The sequence below is a fragment of the Oribacterium sp. NK2B42 genome (assembly GCF_000424445.1).
Lineage (GTDB): Bacteria > Bacillota > Clostridia > Lachnospirales > Lachnospiraceae > Oribacterium.
In genome coordinates this window covers 87,294-106,610 of record NZ_AUJX01000009.1, presented here as the reverse complement: position 1 = coordinate 106,610, position 19,317 = coordinate 87,294, and the positions used below count along the sequence as shown (strand labels likewise).

Here is a 19,317-nt window from a genome sequence, read left to right as displayed (position 1 = left end):
TGTCGGACTTGTCAGATGCAATGTTTGATGTTACAACGGGACCTTGAGGAGTGTAAGAACTTGACTTGAGGGTTAAAAATCTTAGGAAGTTAAGAGATAATAAAGACAAGGCGACGATGTGTGAAACAGCCAGTAGGCTGATTTTGCAAGTTGACATAAAAGAAAACTGGTTACGAGTTTGCAGACCATATGAGGTATTTGAATCAGTGTAGATATGGGTGAATAGTTAATATAGAGTGATGATACCATAGAGGTTTCGAAAATACATTTTCCGTATGCAATTGTTTTGACACAGGCCTGTGATTTGCAACAAAATCATGATGCAAAACAGAGATTGTTGAAAGGTGAAAAAGGGAATCAAGATAAGTTTCTGCTGTCGGCTATCGTTGCACCGGTATATAATTTTGAAGATTTTCTTCAAGGGGAACACTTGAGGCAATTGGGAATGAGGATGGTTGCGTTCCCAGGTAGAGCAAAGACACAAACTAAGAATCTGAAGAAAAATGGATTTACTGGTTAAGTAAAAAATTGCTTTTGAGGATGAATTATGAAGGAGATTAGCACATCTATTTCAACGTTTAAAAATATTATTGAAGCGGGATATTTATACGTTGATAAAACCAAATATATATATGAAATGGTAAAGCAACCTTTTGGGCAGTATTTTTTTTCCAGGCCTAGAAGATTTGGAAAAAGTCTTACTGTAAGTACATTAGAGGCGCTCTTTTCTGGAAAAAAAGACCTTTTTAAAGGATTGGATATCTATGAGAAACCTTATACATGGGAAGAATATCCAATAATTCATATTGACTTTAGTAGGATTGATAGTTCAACGGTTTCCATATTAGAAGAGGGAATAAAACTAAAGCTAGTTGGTATTGCAAACAAATATGAAGTCAAGATAACTGGAAGTTCTCCGGCATTGATGTTTGGAGAATTAATAGAAGCATTGTATTCAAAATGCGAAAAGGGGGTTGTAATACTTGTAGATGAATATGATCGTCCCATTACTAATAACATTGAAGATGGTAAGGGAATAAAGCAAATAAGTCGTATTATGGAAGCTTTTTACCAGATGATTAAAGGCTATGAGGCCATGGAGCGATTTGTTTTTATAACCGGAATAACACGTCTTAGTCAGGTCTCAATATTTAGTAAGCTAAATAATCTTGTAGATTTGAGCAGAAACAATTATTATTCAGATGCCGTTGGCTACAATGCCACAGAATTAGAAGACTATTTTGGCGAGTATATAGAAAAAGCGACTAAAAAACACAATTGTTCATTTGAAGAAATGAAAGAGAAACTTGCCATGTGGTATGATGGTTTTAAATTTTCCTATGATGGAGTGAAGGTTTATAATCCGGTTTCTATTGGGCGTTTTTTTAACGAGAATTTTGAATTTAGCAATTATTGGTATGCGACTGCAACGCCTGTGCTTCTTGTTAATTTTGCCAAAAAGCAGAAAATCACGCTTGAAAGTATTGAGAATGCAATAGTCACAGATATATCTTTAAACTCATTTGATATCAGAGCATTAAGTGAGAAAGATGTTGATTCTCAGATGATTACGTTGCTATTATTGCAGACGGGTTATTTGACATTTGGGGATCGGGAGGAACAAAATAATATTCCATCTTACAGGCTTGTTTATCCCAATAAAGAAGTACAGTTGTCTTTCGAAACGGATTTGGCTTCGGTGTATTCTGGTAAATCTATTTCTGAAATAGGAATTATTGCCTCAAATTTGCAAAAATTTGCACATGAAGGGAACGTGGATGGCATGATTGATGTTTTAAAGAGCACACTTGCCAGTGTCCCTTATGGAATTCAGTTGAAATATGAAAAATATTATCAATCCCTTATATATCTTATATTTAAGATGTGTGGGATGGAAGTAAGTCCTGAGGAAATGACAAATAACGGCAGAATAGATGCATCTTTGAAAGTTGGCAAGTATATCTATGTTATAGAGTGCAAAATTGACAAAACGGCAAAAGAGGCATTGAAACAGATTAATGACAAAAGATATGGCGATAAGTATTATAATGATTGCTTGAATGGATATAGTTTGATTAAGATAGGTATGAATTTTTCGTCGAGTGAGAAAGTGAGAAATATTGATAATTACTTGTTTGAAAGAGCGATATTTTGAAGCCGATGGAAGTAATATTTAAAAAATTCTGACTGAAATATTGTTGCTTACAGTATATGAGCTGATCAGGACGGGCTGAAATATTAGGAATAAAGAGTGGAGGTACCCATAAATGGAGCATCACGATATTGACCCATATACATTACCAAGGGATAAGCAAGCACTATACATAAACGAGCCTTGGTTGGTGGATAAAACTTTATTGGAACTTCCGCCACATGAGAAACCGGAAGAGGGAAAGCATAGTTCAGAGGCGGTAGAACTTGTTAGAGAGTTTGTTAAAAGACTTGAGGAAATTCCTGATGGCTGTGCTGAGTGTTTTTCGTTTGAGACTATAGATGAGATGTCGAGAGAGTATCTTGAAAATAGGTGATTCGGATGACTGATCTCTTCTCATCAAATCCGGATTCAATTGTAGATTCCAATCGAGTACTATACACAGCAAGTTCATTTGCCAGAAGCACTTTATTTCATCTTCAGGAAATAGGTGACCTTAATCTTAACTTCCTAAGATTTTTAACCCTCAAGTCAAGTTCTTACACTCCTCAAGGTCCCGTTGTAACATCAAACATTGCATCTGACAAGTCCGACAAAGCATGTCTTATTTCTTGAATGGCATCGTTCAGTTTCCTGTTAGCGTACTCATTCTTGCCGTTGATCATCACAGTTTCCATAATTGCCACATCAGCTTCAAGTTCACCCATTATTTGGCTTACAAATCGTGAACCGTGTATCGGGAATTTTTTATAAACTTTTGTTTTGGTAGGTTGACATACGGAGGATTATTTGCAGTACCGAAAAATAGTATATTTTTATTAACTTGTGAATGCCGATTTTAGAAATGTAGATTTGATGTTATAATGAATAAGGTAATCTAGAGGATTTTGAGAAGGGACGGGGAGTGCCTGTCTCGATTAAATAGATATTTTTAATTATGATTCATAAAATTGAACAGCCAAATTACTAGAATACGAAATTTTTAAAATAATCATGGAGGAATTAAACGATGCTTAAGGATGTCCAATTGGATTATACATATGGCTTACTTTCAGGTCTTACAGAAGAAGAACTGAATGCAGTGCAGGCTGTGATTATAGCTTTTTTGAATAAGAATATTGCCGGTAGTGTATCTGGTAAAATTTCTCCATTTAGACCTCAGACGGAGGAACAGTTGTTGGCAAGAATTGATCATTCCATTGCGCAAATCGAAGCCGGATTAGTTACGGATTCGGAAAAATTTGAAGAAGAGATGCTTGCGGGGATTCCGGAATGAAGACGTATCGAGTAGTTGTTACTGATGATGCCAAGCAGGATTTTCGGAGGTATCGGGATTATCTGATATATGTCAAAAAGAGTAGTCAGGCAGCAAGGAATCTGGTTAATGATTATAGAGAGACCAGAAAGAAACTGGAGACTGTAGCAGACAGTTTGAAAGATCCGGAAAGTGAGAAACTGAAGCAAAAGAGATTAAAAAGGATCAATTTTCTGAAACACGATTATTTCCTGTTATATCGAATTGATGGTGATATAGTGTCGATTATCAACATGTTTCATTCACTGGAAGACTATGAGAACAAGTTGAACTAATGGATATTCTTGTGCGGCTGAGCCGCCCAGCTGTACCACACATTGCTACCTGTCACCATAAAAATTTTATAAACTTTTTGTTTTGGGCTATTGACGAAGGAATTGCTTAAATATAAAATCCGAAAAATAGTATATTTTTAAATAGATTTGCTATTGGATGACGTTATGAATAAAACAACAGATGAATCAGTTATGAGTGAAAGGAACGTAAGATGGAAATGAGTACATATGAGGCAACTGTTTCTATGATTCGAGATCTTCCTGATAATGAGTTGTTACTCGTTAAAGAATTTATTAAGCGTATCACATCAAAAGATGAGATTAGGAAAGAAATGTATAATCCATATAAACCCTTAACCAGAGAAGAAGTTATAGAACAATTGGCTATTGCAAAAAAACACTCTGATGAAGGCAGAGTCATGGAAGGACATAGGGCATCTGCGAATATTAGGGAAAAGTACGGATTATGAAGGGGAACTATAAGGTTATAGTAACTGATGATGTACAAGGCCTGGATAAAGCAATGAAGGCTTAAGGAAAACGAAAATGAATATAAGAGACAGAATTTTTCAAAAAATTACTGAGATGAACATGACCCAGAAGGATTTTGCCAATAAGACCGGTATTCCTGAGACAACAGTTAGTGACTGGAAGAAGAAAAAGACAAACCCGACATCAGATAAGATCCTTGTAATATGTAAGGTCCTTAATGTGACCCCGGAATGGCTTTTGAGTGGTATTGAAGTGAATGGGACAAGGAGTAATCCGGCTTCAATCATTGCGGTCGATAGACGTACAGAAGCGGGAGAATTAATTTCCACTTATAATTCGTGTGATGCCGAAATGCAGGCTAGAATACTGGGTTATGCTCAGGCTATGTCAAGGATGATGAAAGAGAAAAAAGAGGGAAAACAGTGATTTGATGATTCTTAAGCCAAGATTTTTTGCAGTCAGAATCCGTATAGTGGGAGAAATATGAGCAGAAAGAAGAGAATATGGTATCCGGTGTGATTATTATTGTACTAGAGCTCGGGCCGGAGACATTATAATAAAAAACCACGGATTTATGCCAAAAGAGTTTTGAATTCCGGCGCGGATCCGTGGAATTCATAGAGATAAGTTGGATTGAAATGACATTAAATTGATTGTTTACGTAAGACAACATTTGTGAAAATAATCGGAGTGTTAGCAAATGGCCAGACCTAAGAAACGACCACATTATGATCTGGATAAGATTATGAATAATCTGTTGGATGCGGTAACTGAATCATATGAGGAAACCGGAGAGCTGAAACAGACGACAGCTGAATTTGATATGTCACCTTTGAAGATCCGAAAGCTGCTTATTACATCCGGAGCATACAGCAATGAAATATCAAAAGAAGTAAATGATTTGCGTGCCGCCGGGAAGAGTATAGCGGATATTCAGGAGCTTACGGGCCTTAAGAAATCATCTGTAAACGGATATCTGCCGTATACGAAGTCGATATATAAGGCGGAAGAATTGTCGATAAATGCAGAGCGGATTAGTATATATCGAAGCAGGCAGCAGGCGGTAAGGAATCTGATGGAGTGTATGAGCGAACATGCTCTTTGGGATGCGGTTGTGGCATTCCAAAAGTATCCTTTCCATACCGTAACAGGACTGCCTTTTACCTATGAATTAAAGAAAGGCCGGAATGGTGATTACAACAGAGAACTTATTATAGACAGAAGAAGCGAGAGTAAGACAATTGTTTGGAGTTCTGTGATGAGGGCATTTGAAAAGGCGGTTGAATTACGGGGGGAGATTGTTTTGCGACCCAAGGCTCTGGGGGATATCAGGGGCGTGTCTTATATTTACCCGATGTTGTATCGGTTTGGAGTTATAGAAGTGCCAGAGGCAGCTGCAGGAAAGATGGAGGTTAAGAGGCCGTTGTTGAGGAAAGGATAGATGTCTGTAGGTTGTAATCATGAATTTCCATACCATATAGTAAAGTGATATACTATAATCACGTATTGATAAATGATGAATTAAAATAAGACGTACAGAGTAGGAGTCGATATAATATGCCAAAATCCCCTGATTTTCAGAAACCCGTGACCAAAACCGTGGAGTGCCCCTTTTGCAAAAAAAGTTTCAAGGAAAGTTAAAAGGCGGAAGATATATAGAGATTTTGGAGTTGAGGTGATTACATGCTAAGAGTATGGTTTGGAGATAGGGAAAACACTATATACAACACATCAATTTTTTTTTAAAAACAGATATATGGATGATTGGATAACCGATGACTTTGTAAAAAAGGTCATATTGGACGTAGATCATTCAGAAATGATTGATGCAAATAGCATTAAAAGTCCTGTGCTCGGTAATATTTCGCCACTTCAGTTATCGGGAGGAGTCAAAGCACTGATACTTATGAAACATTTTCCGGGTAAGATATTCAACGCATCTAATTGTGGAGATAATTGTTCAAAATGGATACTTAAGCTTGGAGAAGAGCGGGACTTTACGATAAATCTCTTTCATGTTATGGATTTCGGACCCGGTGAATTTGATATCAGGATTTTGAATCACAGGGATTTGATAGTTCATAATATGCAGGAGTTCCTGCTTGCCGGAGCAGATTATTTACGAAGATCAAAACCGGAGGAAATAAATGCGCGGAGAGTATAAGATCAGGGTCAAGAATAGTCGAAACAGCTACTCTTTTTCATTAAAACGTAATCTTACCGTCCTTAGAGGTGAGAGCGGCAGAGGCAAGACAACACTTTTCGATATGATACGAGAATATAACAGGTACGGGAAGGAAAGCGGTGTAAGTATTTCGTGCGATAGAGAGCTTTTGGCTATTGAAGGTGATCGGTGGGAAGAAAATATTCAAAGTAATCCCGGAAAAAACATAGTTATAGATGAGGATAGCAGATTTATAAGGTCAAAGGATTTTGCAGATACCGTTAAAGGAAGTGATAATTATTATCTGCTAATTACGAGAAATTATCTGGAGCAGCTGCCAATAAGTGTTGATGAGATATATGAAGTGGCAGGTGCAAAGAATAAAAGCCTGAAAAAGATATATACTGAAATTGATAGGATGTATGTTGATCCGGCTAAGGAATATTGAGATGTTTGAAGAGGGGAGTGTACATATGATTACTTTGGGTGGACCCATAACATAATCAGTTCCCCTTACAGGACGCTTAAGATATTCGGAAGCATGGACAAATAAATAGGTGGTTTCTGTGCTTTACAGAACCTTAATATCACGTAGCCATATATTTACGTTTATAGAGGATAGCAAATGATTATACATCCGATACCTCCTTTGTACGATGAAAACTCGAAAGTGCTTATTCTCGGCAGCTTTCCCTCAGTTAAATCACGAGAGGCACAGTTTTTTTACGGGCATCCACAAAACAGATTTTGGAAGGTCATGGCCGCTGTTTTTCATGAAAGAGTACCTGATACAGTTTCTGAAAAACGTGATTTTCTTTTGAGGAATCATGTTGCTCTGTGGGATGTTATTCATTCCTGTGAGATTGTAGGCTCATCGGATTCAAGTATAAAGAATGTTATGCCAAATGATCTTAGTATCATACTTGATGCAGCACATATTGAAAGAGTGTTTGTGAATGGTAAGACTGCAGAAAAGTATTATAAGAAATATATAGAAAAGACTCTTGGAATCAAAGCTTTTTGCCTGCCCTCAACAAGCCCGGCCAATGCTTCGTGGAGCATTGACAGGTTGATTAATGCATGGAAAGTAACAAAGTGGGAGTAATACCCCCCATGCGAAAGTATGAGTGTTAGGTTAAGAAAAATCAAGATGAACGAATGGAAAGTTTTATCCGTGCTAATCTGAGGTCAGGGAGTTCTTCAGACGTTAAACAGATAGAAAAGGAAATTGATGGAGTCTTTTACGCCTATGGCGATAGGACGGGATTGATAAAAGAAAATATGATAATAGTTCAAAATTTTACAGAGATTATTTTGGAGATAATGTAGCGTTGTTGATAGATTCAATTAAAATGTATCAGAGGTTAAAGGGGAAAAGCCATCATAAGATGGTATGAAAGGCAGTAGTCATTAAACAATAGGCTTTACAAAATGGAGGATTACATATGATTAAAAATCAATGGTATGCAGTTCTTTCATCTCATCAACTCAGGAAGGGAAAGATTATAGGCGTCAGGAGATTCGGTGAGGATATAGTTTTTTTCAGGACAGAGAGTGGAGAGATAGGCTGTCTTAACAGTAGGTGCGCGCACAGGAAAGCCTCTCTTGAAAAAGGCTGGATCAGTAATGAACATATCAAGTGTCCGTTTCACGGCATAGAATATGATATTAATGGTAAATGTGTGTATGTTCCGGCTGAAGGAAGAGCTTCGGTTTATGACCATTCAAGATTTCATATGAGACATTATCATACAAGGGAGATAGGTGGTATCATCTTTGTATGGTATGGTGAGGGAGAACCTGATAAAGATCCGGATGTATTTGATGTGATTAAGGATTCATCCTACAGCTATGATCATATGGAGGACTTTTGGTCTGTTGACTACTCGAGGGTCATAGAGAATCAGCTTGATGTTTCGCATCTTGCATTTGTTCATCGTGATACCATTGGACGTGGAAATAAAACACTGTGTAACGGACCGAAGGTGGTATGGATTGACAGAAACACACTTGAGACCAGTGCCGACAATGAAGATGATGTGGGACAGACTCCTAAATCTTCTGAAGAGAGCGTGCTAAAAAGTACAAATCTGACATTTAAGTTTCCCAATATGTGGCTTAATCATGTCACCGATAAGCTGATGATACTTGCATTTTTTATACCGGTTGACGATGAACATGCAATTATCGCATTGAGATTCTACAACAGATTTACGGGAATTAAGGCTATAGACAGGGTGATAGCCATATTAGGAAGTATTGCCAACAGAATCGTTGAACGGCAGGATAAACGGATCGTAGAGACTGAGCTTCCGAAGAAAACCGGAATGTTCATAGGAGAATGTCTTTTGGCGTCGGATCTGCCCATACTTGAATACAGAAGGAGAAGGGCTGAACTTCAGAAGGAAAGTACAGTGAAGTATGATGCTTATGCATCGGCTTCTTCTGATGATAAATCAAATGTTGGAGCCGGAACTTTTGATCATGAGTTTTTGAGGAAATTGAGTTTTCAGAAAGGAGATGTGATTATGTCTGAAAACAACATTGTAACTGATGGCAATGAACCTGGCAGAAAAGCTGAGATGAATACCAAGGCAATGTACAGGCTTTCTTATGGTCTTTTTGTATGTACTGTGAAGAATGGCAAAAAGACCAATGGCTGTATCATCAATACTGCGATTCAGGTGGCATCTTCGCCTAACCGGATTTCAATTGCGGTAAACAAGGCAAATTACACCCATGACATGCTGAAAGAAACAGGTCGCTGCAATGTTTCTGTCATAAGTACAGAAGCGGAGTTCGAGCTTTTCAAACACTTCGGTTTTCAATCCGGAAGAGATGTTGATAAGTTTGACGAGAGCTTCAATGCGAAGGATTACAGGATTGCGGAAAATGATATTCCTTATATAACAAAGGGAACCAATGCTTACTTCTCATTGGAAGTGAAAGAATCCGTGGATCTAGGCTCCCATACCTTGTTTATATGTGAACCGGTCATGATGGAGGTGCTGTCGGATGCTGCTTCCTGCACCTATGAGTATTATCAGAAGAACATCAAACCTAAGCCCCAGCCTGTTGGAAAAACAGCAACAGGGAAGACTGTATGGAGATGTACCATCTGTGGATACGAATGGGAAGGGGAAGAGCTGCCGGATGATTTCATTTGTCCGATATGCAAGCATCCAAAAGCAGATTTTGAAAAGATAATAAGATGATGAGCAGCATAACATTCACAGACGCGCAGCCACTTATGCTATCTCACATAATCAAAGCTTAAACAGTTTTATTGAGGATGCGGTTGAGGAAAAATTGGCGCGTGTATGAGCCAACATTAAGTAAAAGAGGAGGGAATACCATGTGTACAGCGGTATCATATAAGACGAAAAATCATTATTTTGGAAGAAACCTGGATCTTGAATTTTCCTATCATGAGACAGTTACGGTGACACCAAGGAAAAAGCAGTTTTATTTCCGGCACCTGGGTGTCATCAAAGAGCATCCGGCAATGATCGGCATGGCTTATGTTGTGAATGATTATCCGCTGTATTACGAGGCTTCCAATGAATATGGTGTCAGTATCGCAGGACTGAATTTTCCGGAAAATGCACATTATAACAGTCCGATGGATGGGAAGGACAATGTTGCTTCATTTGAACTGATTCCATGGATTATGTCCAATTGTAAAACAGTGGGAGATGCGAAGAAACTGCTGTCTAAGATCAACATAACTTCGGATGCCTTCAGCGAAAAGCTTCCCCCGTCACCTTTACATTGGATGATTGCGGACTCGAAGGAGTGTATCGTATTTGAGCAGACTGTATCCGGCGGGCATATATATGATAATCCGGCGAAGGTGATGACGAACAATCCTGCATTTGATTATCAGCTTACTCATCTTTCGGATTATATGAGTTGTTCTGCTTCTGAACCTGAGAACGTTTTTGCGGGTGATATCGCCATGAAACGATATAGCCGTGGCATGGGCGGCATAGGGATCCCCGGAGATCTTTCTTCTGCCTCAAGGTTTGTCAAGGTTGCGTTTACAAGGCTTAATTCGTACACGACAGATGATGAGTCTGCAAGTGTTTCACAGTTCTTTAAGATACTGGGTTCTGTTGAACAGCAAAAGGGCTGCTGCCGGCTGGGGAAGAATGATGATGGTTCACCGGTTTGTGAATACACCATTTACAGCTCATGCTGTAATACCGATAAGGGGATTTATTACTATACGACCTATGAGAACAGTCAGATAACTGCTGTGGATATGTATCATGAGGATCTGGACGGCGTTCATGTTGTGATATATGAGCTTGTTAAAGGGCAGCAGATAAGGTGGGAGAATTAGCCTTCGCAAGTATAAATGATGAAATGATATATCTGATCACAGCATATATACCTGATTCGGATAGATGGGAAACAGATTGGAAAACCAGAAAGCCGCATAGGAGAACATAATTCATCCATACTCATGAAAAGACTATCGTCGACATTTTTACCAGATTCCGTCAGAAATTTTGATAATAATGCCTCTCACGTCTGCCAAAGAGACATGATGAGCAGCATAACATTCACAGACGTGCAGCCATTTATGCTATCTCACATAATCAAAGCTTAAACAGTTTTATTGAGGATGCACCCTGTATCATCGATAAAACCTATTGACTAAGTAGGAAATTATAACTATAATACCTACCATATAACTAGGCGAAAGGAACTTAGATCATGTCTAAATATATTTATATGGATAATGCTGCGACTACACGGGTCACTCAGGAAGTGTTTGACGCCATGAAGCCGTATTTTTGTGAGCAGTTTGGAAATCCATCGAGTGCTTATGAGTTTTCCGGAAAGATAGCAGAAAAAGTGGCTGAAGCCAGGAAAGCCATCGGAAAGGTCATAGGAGCAAAGGAAAATGAGATATTTTTTACCAGCGGAGGCAGTGAGTCGGATAACTGGGCCATAAAGGGTGTTGCTGATGCTCTCCGTGAAAAGGGCAATCACATTATCACCACTCAGATCGAGCATCATGCGGTTCTTCATACCTGCGAATTTCTGGAGAAGAGGGGCTTCGAGGTCACCTATCTTCCTGTGGATGATAAAGGTCTCGTCAATGTCTCTGACCTCAGGAAGGCCATCAGACCAACAACCGTTCTTATTTCGGTTATGTTTGCAAACAATGAGATCGGTACTGTTGAGCCTGTAAAGGAAATCGGCAGGATAGCCCATGAGCACGGCATTTATTTCCACACAGATGCGGTTCAGGCCTTCGGACATCTTCCGATAGATGTTAATGAAATGAACATTGATCTTATGTCAGCAAGCGGACACAAGATAAACGGTCCCAAGGGTATCGGCTTTCTTTACATAAGAAAAGGCGTAAAGATCACAAATCTGATCCACGGCGGCGCACAGGAATCCGGAAAGCGTGCGGGTACCACCAATGCCGCCGGCATTATCGGCTTCGCCAAGGCTGCAGAGCTTGCGGTAAAAGATATGGAAAAGACCGTGGCTTATGAGAGCAGACTCAGGGACAAGCTGATCGCAGGTGTGACAGCAGGGATTCCATATACACGTGTTAACGGAGATCTCACAAACAGACTGTCCAACAACGTGAATTTCTGCTTTAGATTCATCGAGGGAGAGTCACTGCTCATCCTGCTTGACCAGAAGGGCATCTGTGCATCCTCCGGATCTGCATGTACCTCCGGAAGCCTGGATCCGTCTCATGTGCTTCTGGCCATCGGACTTCCGCATGAGATAGCACACGGTTCCCTGAGACTGACTTTATCAAAGGATACCACCGAGGAAGACATCGACTATGTTGTGGAAAGCTTAAAGGAGATAGTGGGAAGACTCAGAATGATGTCACCACTGTACGAGGATTTTGTTAAGAAGAATAAGGAGGCCGGCGTATGAGCCAGGTAACAGAATACAGTAAAAAGGTAATGGATCATTTTTCAAATCCGAGAAATGTGGGAGAGATAGAGGATGCAGCAGGTGTGGGTACAGTTGGTAATGCCAAGTGCGGAGACATTATGAGAATGTATCTCGATATCGACGAGAACCAGGTGGTTAGGGAGGCCAAGTTCAAGACCTTCGGCTGCGGTGCTGCTATAGCCACCAGCTCCATGGCTACAGAGCTTGTCAAGGGAAAGACTGTGCAGGAGGCTCTCGAGGTCACCAACAAGGCAGTTATGGAGGCCCTGGACGGACTTCCACCTGTGAAAGTACACTGTTCTCTTCTTGCCGAACAGGCAATTCACGCTGCATTATGGGATTATGCCGAAAAAAATGATATAAAGATAGAGGGACTTAAACCGCCTGTCAATGACATCGACGAGACGGAGGAGTTCTACAAGATGCAGGGAGAATAAAGCGCCGGCAGGGACTGACGCTTTATTGAATCTGTGCAGGGCGATGCCTGCGCCGGCGGCATTGGTTTAAAATAAAGCGTAAGTTTTGATATCGGAGGACTTTTATGATTTCAACAAGAGGACGTTATGCGTTAAGGGTTATGGTGGACATAGCACTGACCCAGGGGGACGGTTATGTGCCCATGAAGGATGTGGCGGAGAGACAGGGGCTGTCCCTGAAATATCTGGAGCAGATCTTACCGCCCCTGACAAAAAACGGACTTATAGTGGGGCTGCAGGGCAAAGGCGGCGGATACCGTCTGACGAGAAAGCCTGAAGAATACAGGATCAGCGAGATTCTGGAGCTTACCGAAAAGGAGCTTGAGCCTGTAAGCTGCCTTACCAAAGGGGCGGCTGAATGTGAAAGAAGGTCAAGCTGCAGGACAATTGGATTCTGGGAGGGCCTGGACAAGGTCATAAAGGATTATCTTGAATCGAAGACACTTAGGGATCTAATGTAAAAAATGAACCACCGGAGACAGTTCCCGACTGTGAGGACCGTCTCCGGTGGTTTTTTGAAAAAATATTCTGATAAAAACTATCTATTTTGTATATTTATTTTAATATGGCAACAGATTCGGCGGGATAATGTTATTATAAATAACATTATCCTGCCGACTTTCGTTGTTCAGGGTGATTACACGCATAAAAATGTAAAATATATTGCAAAACTTTTGGCGATGTCTTATACTGACTTTACTTTTATAGAAAACTGTTTTTGTTATTTTAAATAACACAATAAGGAGAGTGTACAGTATGAAGACATTATCACAGGAAAAGCTTGCGGAGCTTGTGAACTCCGGGCGTAAAGAGAAGAAAATGACACAGCAGCAGCTTGCGGACGCAACAGGCATTAATCGCGCCATGTTAAGCCATATTGAGTCCATGGAGTATGTACCCTCCATACAGCAGCTTGAAAAGATGGGGTCTGTCCTGGGCTTTGACCCTACGGAGGTTTTTCTGGATCATGATGGTTCCATGAACTTAGAGGCGAGATCTCCTATGAATATCGCGGTGGCGGGTACAGGCTATGTGGGGCTTTCCATTGCCACACTGCTGGCACAGCATAACCGTGTTACTGCGGTAGATATCATCCCTGAGAAGGTAGAGCTTATCAATAACAGGAAATCCCCGATCCGGGATGAATATATAGAGAAGTATCTGGCGGAAAAGAAGCTTGACCTTACGGCGACTCTTGACGGAGAGGCAGCTTACAGGGATGCGGATTTTGTTATCATTGCGGCGCCTACAAACTATGATGCAAAGAAGAATTTCTTTGATACAAGCGCTGTTGAAGCGGTGATAGAACTGGTGCTCAAGGTGAATCCCGATGCCATCATGGTCATCAAATCCACCATTCCGGTTGGCTACACCGAGTCGGTAAGAAAAAAATATAACACCGAAAACATTATCTTCAGCCCGGAATTCCTTCGTGAGTCAAAAGCTCTTTATGACAATCTGTATCCTTCCAGGATCATCGTCGGAACTGACAAGGGTAATGAACGACTGGTTGAGGCAGCCCATACTTTTGCGGCACTTCTTCAGGAGGGTGCCATCAAGAAGGGCATAAGCACCCTCTTCATGGGTCTCACGGAAGCTGAGGCTGTAAAGCTTTTTGCCAATACTTATCTTGCGCTTCGTGTTTCCTATTTTAATGAGCTTGATACCTATGCGGAATCAAAGGGACTTAATACAAAGGACATCATCGATGGTGTAAGCCTGGATCCAAGGATCGGTACGCATTACAACAATCCTTCCTTTGGCTATGGCGGATATTGCCTGCCGAAGGATACAAAGCAGCTTCTTGCAAACTATAAGGATGTTCCGGAGAATCTGATCGAGGCCATCGTGGAGTCCAACAGGACCCGTAAGGACTTCATTGCCGACCGAGTGCTCGATATCGCGGGAGCTTATGGAAACTCCGAGGGGTTTGACCCTGATAAGGAGCATGAGGTAGTTGTGGGGGTTTACCGCCTCACCATGAAATCCAATTCCGACAACTTCAGGCAGTCATCTATTCAGGGTATCATGAAAAGGATCAAGGCAAAGGGTGCAAAGGTAATAGTATTTGAGCCTACACTTCCGGATGGAACGACCTTTTTCGGCTCTGAGGTTGTAAATGACCTTTCGGAGTTTAAAAAGAGAAGCGGCGCCATCATTGCAAACAGATATAATGAGTGCCTTGATGACGTGAAGGATAAGGTCTATACAAGGGATCTTTTTGGAAGGGATTGACGGTGACAGATTATGACTAAGGAAAAGATAGATTTAAACGGAAAAACAATACTTATCACCGGGGCGGCCGGTTTTATAGGTTCGAATCTTGCCATCAGGGTTCTAAGGGATTTTGCTGATGTTACAGTAGTGGGTTTTGACTGTATAACAGATTATAATCCGGTTGAACTTAAGGAGTGGCGGCTTAAGGAGGTTGGGAAGGCTGCGGATGAAACCGGAAACACGTGGGTTTTTGTCAAGGCGGATCTTTCGGACAGCAAGGCGGTGTCAGATGTATTTACAGAATATAAACCCTCTGTTGTTGTAAACCTTGCGGCTCAGGCAGGCGTCAGGTACTCCATTGATCATCCGGACACCTATATTAACAGTAATATCATTGGATTTTACAATATCCTGGAGGCCTGCCGTCATTCCTATGATGGCGGTGAGGCCGGAGTTGAGCATCTGGTATATGCATCAAGCTCTTCCGTATATGGCGGAAACAAAAAGGTTCCTTTCAGTACGGATGACAAGGTGGATAACCCGGTTTCTCTGTATGCGGCTACAAAAAAGAGCAACGAGCTTCTGGCTCATTCTTATAGCAAGCTTTACAATATTCCTTCGACTGGGCTCAGGTTTTTTACGGTTTACGGTCCTGCGGGAAGAACGGATATGTTCTATTTCAGTGCCACTGACAATCTTCGTGCCGGGAAGAATATAAAGATCTTCAACTTCGGTAATTGTAAACGTGATTTTACCTATATTGATGACATCGTTGAGGGAGTTCTGAGGGTAATGCAGGGAGCGCCTGAGAAGGCAGTTGGCGAGGATGGACTGCCTGTTTCGCCCTATGCGGTTTACAACATCGGAGGCGGCACTCCGGAGAATCTTCTTGATTATATCACCGTGCTTCAGGAGGAGCTGATCCGTGCGGGAGTCCTGCCGGCTGATTATGATTTTGAAGCCCACAAGGAGCTTGTACCCATGCAGCCCGGGGATGTGCCTGTGACTTATGCGGACAGTGAAGCCTTGGAAAGAGACTATGGCTTCAGGCCGGCCATTGGCATCAGGAAAGGGCTTAGGAAGTTCGCAGAGTGGTATAAAGAGTTTTATGGTTGAAGCTACATATGATATACTGTACCTATATAAATATTTTGTTGCGTGTATATACAGAAAGGAGATTGCACCATGGCAGATAACAAATGGAGATGCAGAGCAGAGGACCTGAAGGGCACAGAGACTGAAAAGAACCTTCAGGCTGCTTTCGCCGGAGAATCGGAGGCAAGAAACAAGTATACCTTCTTCGCCTCAAAAGCAAAGAAGGAGGGCTTTGTCCAGATTTCCAATATTTTCGCAGAGACAGCAGCCAATGAGAAGGAGCATGCTGAAATCTGGTACAAGATATTGACCGGCATCGGAAGCACTGTTGACTGCCTGAAGGAAGCAGCAGATGGTGAGGGCTACGAGTGGAAGGAAATGTATCCTTCATTCGCAAAGAAAGCAAGAGAAGAGGGCTTTGATGAAATAGCTGAGCTTTTTGAGGGCGTCGCTGCCATTGAAAAGGAACATGAAGAGAGGTACAGAAAGCTTCTTAAGAACGTTGAAGATAAGCTTGTATTCTCCCGTGACGGCGACTGCGTATGGCAGTGCAGTAACTGCGGACACATCGTCATCGGAAAAGAAGCTCCGGAGGTCTGCCCCGTATGCAATCACCCGAGAGATTATTTCCAGCTGAAGCCCGAGAATTATTAATATTATCGCAAGGAGGTACAGAGAAATGAAATTTTACAAACTCGAAGATCAGGTCGTGATTTCAGACAAGAGCTTATCGGTAGGTGAAGAGCTGGTTGCCAATACAACTGATGCAGCCAACGAAAAGCATGTTCCTGTCATCAGTCAGGATGGCAATACTGTTACAGTATGTGTTGGATCAGTTGAGCACCCCATGCTGCCGGAGCATTTTATCGGATGGGTTCTTCTTGAAACAGAGTGTGGCTTCCAGATCCATTATCTGAAGCCGGGCATGAAGCCGGAAGCTGTTTTCGAGGTAAACGAGAAGGTTGTTGCAGCCTATGAGTACTGCAATCTCCACGGTTTGTGGAAGGCAACTGTTTGATGAATCCGGGAGGTTAAGATATGATGTACGTTTGTAATGTTTGCGGTTTTATCTATGATGAAGAGAACGGAGACCCTGATAACGGAGTAGCAGCAGGAACAAAGTGGGAAGACGTTCCTGAGGACTATGTTTGTCCTTTATGTGGTGTGGGTAAGGATCAGTTCTCACCACAGTAAGAAGAGTTTCTGAGGCAGGTGCAGCGGCACCTGCCTTTTTTCTGCACATCTTTGATGGTTAGTAACAGTTTAGCCGTGGCACAGGCTGGGTCGAGCCGGCGGGCATCCGGTTTAACTGTTACGACTGTTAAAAGGAATCGGTAAGGATTCTCTCCTATAGATTTGCATAAGTCAAAAAGAGGCTGTATACTAACGTGATAAAAGATATAAGCCGCTGTATATGGTTTCCAAATATGATATACCGTTTCTGAAACCGGAATAAGTTACATATGGCGCTAACAAAACCAAGGACTGGACGAAGGGTAATATGACGAAAAAAGAACGATTCAAAAACATAATAAAAGAGGTCTATACCCTCATAAGTCTGGTTATAGCATTCGTTACAGCGGCGCTGATATGGTATTGGAACGTTGCCCCCGGTTGGGTGGAGGGATTCTTCGGCTACAGAACCCTTACCTTGGTCGGAATCATGTTTTCTGTGGTATATCTCTTCTTCGCAAAGATGTACGACGCTCACAAGATCGGCCTTTACCGACTCCAGGAGCTGGCTTTTTCACAAATGCTTTCCTTCAGCATCGGTGACTTCTGCCTTTTCGTGGCTACCTTCTTCTGGTTCCACAACTTCAGCCGCATAAGCCTGAGATTCTTCCTTCTCGGCTTCGTGCTTCAGTTTTCAACTATAGGTCTTGTGACCTTTGTCTGTAACCGTCTCTATGCAAGATTCGATGAACCGCGAAAGATAATGATCGTTTACGGTTCACAGGACTATCACAGACTACTGAAAAAGATGAAGGAGAAAAAATACCGTTACCAGATCCTGGGAACCTTTGAGGACACGACGGATCCGGAGATCATTTTCAGGACACTGAGAAAATGCAAAGACATTTACCTTTGCGATGTTTCCGGGGAATTGGAAAAAAAAGTGACGATCTTCTGTGATGCTCATCATAAAGATATGCATATGTCCATGGATATGTCTGACCTACTGAAACTTAGCCACGAGGTATCCCACACCTTCGATACCCCGTATCTCAGGAACAGGAAAATGCCGGAGGCCTGGTACTATGCCGGAGTCAAGCGCACCGCCGATGTCATCATAGCCCTCCTCGGGATAATGCTTCTGTCCCCCATCCTCATCATCACGAGCATTCTCATAAAAACCCATGACGGAGGTCCGGTCCTTTACAGCCAGAAGCGCCTCACTAAGGATGGCAGAGTTTTTGACATTTATAAGTTCAGAAGCATGAAGGTGGATTCTGAAAATGGCGTCGCCCGTCTCGCCAGTAAAAACGACGACAGAATCACCCCTGTGGGAAAGGTTATCAGAAAACTCCGGATCGACGAACTCCCTCAGCTCTTCAACATCCTGAAGAACGATATGTCCGTAGTCGGTCCGAGACCCGAACGCCCTGAGATAGCAGAGCAGTACGAGAAAGAAATCCCGGAATTCAGCCTAAGGCTCAAGGTTAAGGCAGGCCTCACCGGATACGCCCAGGTTTACGGCAAGTACAACACCACTCCTCTGGATAAACTGAAGCTGGATCTGCTCTACATCTCCCAGAGGTCAGTGCTTTTTGACCTCAGGATCATTTTCTACACCCTGAAGATCGTCTTTATCCCCGAAAGCTCGGAAGGCATTTCCGAAGACCAGATCACAGCACTGGAAAGCAGCAAGGATGAGGATCAGTCGTAACAGTTCAGCCGACCCTTGTTTAATGAAGAACAAAGTTAATTAGGTTTTTAGGACAATTCGGTACCGCTGGTTGACTTCTTTGCTGTTTTCTGTATTTGCAGTCAACATGATAAGTACTCATGTTTGACCTAATGTCCCATAATGCAATTTTAGGTCATATCAGAAAAAGGACTCGACTGACTCATTAACGTAAAAACTATGTTTAAGTCAATGATTCACAACTACATGTTTGACCCATTTAGGATTATTTTAAATTGCGGTCAGACAGGAATTCAAAAAATGTTGACTCAGATAACGGAAACCCAAA

Annotated in this window: 24 protein-coding genes and 2 pseudogenes; 25 read left to right on the top strand and 1 reads right to left on the bottom strand. The window is 41.7% G+C overall.

The genetic code is table 11. The features are described from left to right. The first annotated feature begins 547 nt into the window (after window positions 1-547). Together G625_RS0105375 and G625_RS18520 are read left to right on the top strand one after the other, a co-directional pair. Complete coding sequence (locus G625_RS0105375; protein WP_029200291.1) at window positions 548-2,155, top strand: ATP-binding protein; 1,608 nt, start codon at window positions 548-550, stop codon at window positions 2,153-2,155. Window positions 2,156-2,267: 112 nt separating this feature from the next. Then, the gene (locus G625_RS18520) at window positions 2,268-2,528 is read left to right on the top strand and encodes a hypothetical protein (RefSeq protein ID WP_044931698.1); all 261 of its coding nucleotides are present in this window, start codon (window positions 2,268-2,270) and stop codon (window positions 2,526-2,528) included. Window positions 2,529-2,700: 172 nt separating this feature from the next. Here G625_RS18520 and G625_RS22305 read toward each other — a convergent pair whose 3' ends face one another. Next, window positions 2,701-2,859, bottom strand: a complete 159-nt coding sequence (locus tag G625_RS22305) for a hypothetical protein (protein ID WP_156885040.1) — start codon at window positions 2,857-2,859, stop codon at window positions 2,701-2,703. A gap of 302 nt (window positions 2,860-3,161) precedes the next feature. Here G625_RS22305 and G625_RS0105360 point away from each other — a divergent pair, with 302 nt between their 5' ends. The 23 genes and pseudogenes from G625_RS0105360 to G625_RS0105260 all read left to right on the top strand — a co-directional run bounded on the left by G625_RS0105360 (window position 3,162) and on the right by G625_RS0105260 (window position 19,010). Further along, a complete protein-coding gene (locus tag G625_RS0105360) occupies window positions 3,162-3,428 on the top strand; it encodes a hypothetical protein (RefSeq protein WP_029200290.1) in 267 nt (88 codons plus the stop codon). Beyond that, entirely contained in the window at window positions 3,425-3,742 is a 318-nt protein-coding gene (locus G625_RS0105355) for a type II toxin-antitoxin system RelE/ParE family toxin (protein WP_029200289.1), read from the top strand. The genes G625_RS0105360 and G625_RS0105355 overlap by 4 nt, the downstream gene beginning before the upstream one ends. Before the next feature lie 212 nt (window positions 3,743-3,954). Next, window positions 3,955-4,212, top strand: coding sequence for a hypothetical protein (locus G625_RS0105350; protein WP_029200288.1), 258 nt, complete (start codon window positions 3,955-3,957; stop codon window positions 4,210-4,212). A gap of 76 nt (window positions 4,213-4,288) precedes the next feature. After that, window positions 4,289-4,660 (top strand): helix-turn-helix domain-containing protein, encoded by a 372-nt coding sequence (locus G625_RS18515; RefSeq protein WP_044916923.1) that lies wholly within the window; start codon window positions 4,289-4,291, stop codon window positions 4,658-4,660. Window positions 4,661-4,934: 274 nt separating this feature from the next. Continuing rightward, the gene (locus G625_RS0105340) at window positions 4,935-5,675 is read left to right on the top strand and encodes a hypothetical protein (protein WP_029200287.1); all 741 of its coding nucleotides are present in this window, start codon (window positions 4,935-4,937) and stop codon (window positions 5,673-5,675) included. Between the two features lie 242 nt (window positions 5,676-5,917). Then, window positions 5,918-6,398 (top strand): annotated as a pseudogene (locus G625_RS18510) (DUF4869 domain-containing protein). 103 nt (window positions 6,399-6,501) lie between these two features. After that, a complete protein-coding gene (locus tag G625_RS18505) occupies window positions 6,502-6,846 on the top strand; it encodes a hypothetical protein (RefSeq protein ID WP_156885039.1) in 345 nt (114 codons plus the stop codon). A gap of 177 nt (window positions 6,847-7,023) precedes the next feature. After that, window positions 7,024-7,503 (top strand): DNA-deoxyinosine glycosylase, encoded by a 480-nt coding sequence (locus G625_RS0105325; RefSeq protein ID WP_029200286.1) that lies wholly within the window; start codon window positions 7,024-7,026, stop codon window positions 7,501-7,503. A 53-nt stretch (window positions 7,504-7,556) separates the two neighbouring features. Next, complete coding sequence (locus G625_RS22300) at window positions 7,557-7,727, top strand: hypothetical protein (RefSeq protein WP_156885038.1); 171 nt, start codon at window positions 7,557-7,559, stop codon at window positions 7,725-7,727. A 116-nt stretch (window positions 7,728-7,843) separates the two neighbouring features. After that, window positions 7,844-8,791: pseudogene (locus G625_RS23445) on the top strand (Rieske 2Fe-2S domain-containing protein); the annotation flags it as partial. A gap of 189 nt (window positions 8,792-8,980) precedes the next feature. Further along, complete coding sequence (locus tag G625_RS23440; RefSeq protein ID WP_029200293.1) at window positions 8,981-9,613, top strand: flavin reductase family protein; 633 nt, start codon at window positions 8,981-8,983, stop codon at window positions 9,611-9,613. Window positions 9,614-9,626: 13 nt separating this feature from the next. Next, a complete protein-coding gene (locus tag G625_RS23610; RefSeq protein WP_084152771.1) occupies window positions 9,627-9,722 on the top strand; it encodes a toxin-antitoxin system HicB family antitoxin in 96 nt (31 codons plus the stop codon). Between the two features lie 31 nt (window positions 9,723-9,753). Beyond that, on the top strand, window positions 9,754-10,743 hold the full coding sequence (bsh, locus tag G625_RS0105305; protein ID WP_029200285.1) for a choloylglycine hydrolase: 990 nt from the start codon (window positions 9,754-9,756) through the stop codon (window positions 10,741-10,743). Window positions 10,744-10,934: 191 nt separating this feature from the next. Next, window positions 10,935-11,060, top strand: coding sequence for a toxin-antitoxin system HicB family antitoxin (locus G625_RS23605; RefSeq protein ID WP_084152770.1), 126 nt, complete (start codon window positions 10,935-10,937; stop codon window positions 11,058-11,060). A gap of 60 nt (window positions 11,061-11,120) precedes the next feature. Further along, window positions 11,121-12,314 carry a cysteine desulfurase NifS gene (gene nifS, locus G625_RS0105300; protein ID WP_029200284.1) on the top strand — a complete coding sequence of 398 codons (1,194 nt, stop codon included), beginning with the start codon at window positions 11,121-11,123 and terminating at the stop codon, window positions 12,312-12,314. Next, window positions 12,311-12,772, top strand: a complete 462-nt coding sequence (gene nifU / locus G625_RS0105295; protein ID WP_029200283.1) for a Fe-S cluster assembly scaffold protein NifU — start codon at window positions 12,311-12,313, stop codon at window positions 12,770-12,772. The genes nifS and nifU overlap by 4 nt, the downstream gene beginning before the upstream one ends. Window positions 12,773-12,876: 104 nt before the next feature. Continuing rightward, window positions 12,877-13,272 (top strand): RrF2 family transcriptional regulator, encoded by a 396-nt coding sequence (locus G625_RS0105290; RefSeq protein WP_029200282.1) that lies wholly within the window; start codon window positions 12,877-12,879, stop codon window positions 13,270-13,272. A 295-nt stretch (window positions 13,273-13,567) separates the two neighbouring features. Further along, a complete protein-coding gene (locus G625_RS0105285; protein WP_029200281.1) occupies window positions 13,568-15,046 on the top strand; it encodes a nucleotide sugar dehydrogenase in 1,479 nt (492 codons plus the stop codon). Between the two features lie 12 nt (window positions 15,047-15,058). Next, on the top strand, window positions 15,059-16,144 hold the full coding sequence (locus tag G625_RS0105280) for an NAD-dependent epimerase/dehydratase family protein (protein WP_029200280.1): 1,086 nt from the start codon (window positions 15,059-15,061) through the stop codon (window positions 16,142-16,144). A 69-nt stretch (window positions 16,145-16,213) separates the two neighbouring features. Then, a complete protein-coding gene (gene rbr, locus G625_RS0105275; protein WP_029200279.1) occupies window positions 16,214-16,777 on the top strand; it encodes a rubrerythrin in 564 nt (187 codons plus the stop codon). 25 nt (window positions 16,778-16,802) lie between these two features. Then, window positions 16,803-17,141 (top strand): desulfoferrodoxin family protein, encoded by a 339-nt coding sequence (locus G625_RS0105270; protein ID WP_029200278.1) that lies wholly within the window; start codon window positions 16,803-16,805, stop codon window positions 17,139-17,141. 20 nt (window positions 17,142-17,161) lie between these two features. Beyond that, complete coding sequence (rd, locus tag G625_RS21840) at window positions 17,162-17,317, top strand: rubredoxin (RefSeq protein ID WP_029200277.1); 156 nt, start codon at window positions 17,162-17,164, stop codon at window positions 17,315-17,317. Between the two features lie 307 nt (window positions 17,318-17,624). Further along, the gene (locus tag G625_RS0105260; RefSeq protein WP_029200276.1) at window positions 17,625-19,010 is read left to right on the top strand and encodes a sugar transferase; all 1,386 of its coding nucleotides are present in this window, start codon (window positions 17,625-17,627) and stop codon (window positions 19,008-19,010) included. Window positions 19,011-19,317: the final 307 nt, after the last annotated feature.